Source organism: Kytococcus sp. HMSC28H12, from assembly GCF_001816045.1.
GTDB classification, from domain to species: Bacteria; Actinomycetota; Actinomycetes; order Actinomycetales; family Dermatophilaceae; genus Kytococcus; species Kytococcus schroeteri.
Genome location: NZ_KV824423.1, coordinates 1 through 2,311, shown reverse-complemented (window position 1 = coordinate 2,311; position 2,311 = coordinate 1). Strand labels below are relative to the sequence as shown.

Below are 2,311 nucleotides of genomic sequence, written 5' to 3'. Positions count from 1 at the left end.
GCCCCACCGGTCGGTGGGGCGCCCTCCTGCGTGTGCGGGGTCAGGCCGCGAACTGCGACCCGATGCGGGTGACGGTCCTCCCGTCGGGGGCCACGTCGATCCCGGCGACGCCGCAGGGCAGCACCTCGTCCACGGTCGGCAGCGGCAACCGGGTGTCGCTGTGCTCGGCGTCCCAGGTCTCGAGGAGGCCGAGCAGGTCCCCCTCGTCGGTGAGGCTCGCGGCGCACACCTGCAGGGCGAGGTCACCCGGGACCTCCAGGAGCGCCATCCCGGTGGGGTAGCTGTCCGTGACCTTCGGGACGACGGTCAGGAATCCGGTGGCCCCGGGCGAGACGGTGAGGGTCTGCCGCTTGCCGGCCACCGGGTCGCAGGAGTCCGTGCAGTCGTCGGGGAAGGTGCGCTCCCGCACGGTGATGATGCGCCCCTGCACCTTCTCGAGGTACACGCTGCGCTCGCCCTGGTTGTGACGGTCGAGTTCCTCGAGGCTGGGAACGGGGGTCACCGAGATGGTGCTGCTGGGGTCGAGCGTGGGGCGCGGGTCGGTCGGCGAGGTGGGCGGGCTGGTCGGGGCGGTGGGGCTCGGCACGTCCGTGGGCGCCGGCGAGGACGGCTCGTCGCTGGGCGAGGGGGCCGTCGGCTCGGTCGTGGGGCTCGGGTCGGGGCCGGGCTCCGTGGTGGGGCTGGGGTGCTTGGGGGTCGTGGTGGTGGCCGACGGCCCCGTCGGGTCGGGTGTGGACTCGCTCGGGCTGGGCGCGTCCGTGGACTCGGACGGGCTCGGGGAGGCGTCGCTCGAGCTGGGGGACTCCTCCGGGGAGTTGGCGCTCTCCTCCGGGGCACTGGAGCTCGTGCTGGGGTCCGGGGCCGGGTCGTCCTGGCTGCACGCGGCCAGGCTCATCGCGAGCACGAGGCCCAGGGTCGCACTGGTGGTTCGTCGCATGGTGGTCTCCCCCCTCGTCAGGCACCGCCGGTGGCGGTCGGGGCCGGGTGCCCCGTTCCGGGCAGTCTGGCCAGAGGGGGCCCGGCGGCAACCCCCGTAGACTCTGCGCCGTGACTCTCAGACTGCACGACTCGGCCACCCGCGAGGTCCGCGACTTCGTCCCGCGAGTTCCCGGACGGGCCAGCATCTACATCTGTGGGCTCACCACCCAGACCAGCCCGCACATCGGCCACCTGCGCTTCGCCGTCGCCTTCGACGTGCTGCGCCGGTGGATGGAGCGTGGCCACGGCCTGGAGGTCACGCTGGTGCGCAACGTGACTGACATCGACGACAAGATCCTGGCCAAGTCCGCCGAGAACGGCGTGCCGTGGAACGAGTGGAGCCAGCGCTACGAGCGCGAGACCACCGCGGCGCTGGAGACCATCGGGGTGCGCCCGCCCTCCTACGAGCCCCGCGCCACCGGCCACGTGCCGGACATGATCGAGCTCATGGAGCGCCTCATCGAGCGGGGCCACGCCTACCCGGCGGCCGACGGCTCCGGCGACGTGTACTTCGACGTGCGCTCCTGGGCCGACTACGGCGAGCTGACCCGCCAGCGGATCGACGACATGGCGCCGGCCACCGACGCCGACCCGCGCGGCAAGCGGGACCCCCGCGACTTCGCGCTGTGGAAGGGCGCCAAGGCCGACGAGCCGCACACCGCCACCTGGCCCACCCCGTGGGGGCGCGGCCGCCCGGGCTGGCACCTGGAGTGCTCGGCCATGTCCTGGCGCTGGCTGGGCGAGGAGTTCGACATCCACGGGGGCGGCAACGACCTGCGCTTCCCGCACCACGAGAACGAGCAGGCGCAGTCGCGTGCGGCAGGCTTCGGTTTCGCCAACTTCTGGCTGCACAACGGCATGCTCACCACCGGCGGCGAGAAGATGAGCAAGTCGCTCGGCAACACCCTCACCGTGGCCGAGCTGACCAAGACCTACCGCCCGCTGGCCGTGCGCTGGCTGCTGGCCACAGTGCACTACCGCTCTGCGCTGGAGTACACCGAGGGCTCGCTGGCCGAGGCCACCGCCCAGGTGGAGCGGGTGGAGAACTTCCTCACCCGTGCGCTCGGCGTGGCCGGGCTCGCGGCGGGGGACGCGCGCGAGCAGGCGCTCACCGCCGAGCTGCCGGCGGAGTTCGCGGCCGCCCTGGACGACGACGTGAACGTCTCGGCCGCCCTGGCCGTGGTGTTCGAGCAGGTGCGCCGGGGCAACAGCGCCCTGGCCGGCACCCCGGACCCGGCAGCGGCCGGGCAGGCCGCGGTCACCGTGGCCGCGATGCTGGAGGTGCTGGGTCTTGACCCGCTCGACCCGCAGTGGGCCGTCGGTGCCGCCGGCG

The 2,311-nt window shown here is 73.6% G+C and carries 2 protein-coding genes; one reads left to right on the top strand and one right to left on the bottom strand.

Annotation, left to right across the window (positions count from 1 at the left end):
• Positions 1-40: 40 nt before the first annotated feature.
• Positions 41-937 (bottom strand): hypothetical protein, encoded by an 897-nt coding sequence (locus tag HMPREF3099_RS12355; protein WP_141762012.1) that lies wholly within the window; start codon positions 935-937, stop codon positions 41-43.
• A 110-nt stretch (positions 938-1,047) separates the two neighbouring features.
• On the opposite strand from HMPREF3099_RS12355, the gene cysS reads away from it, so the two are divergent.
• A partial coding sequence (gene cysS, locus HMPREF3099_RS05585; RefSeq protein WP_070705080.1) for a cysteine--tRNA ligase occupies positions 1,048-2,311 on the top strand: 1,264 nt, incomplete at its 3' end.

Bases quoted from the DNA above. Each gene is read 5' to 3' on its own strand.
- HMPREF3099_RS12355 (WP_141762012.1), bottom strand. From the start codon at position 937: ATGCGACGAACCACCAGTGCGACCCTGGGCCTCGTGCTCGCGATGAGC.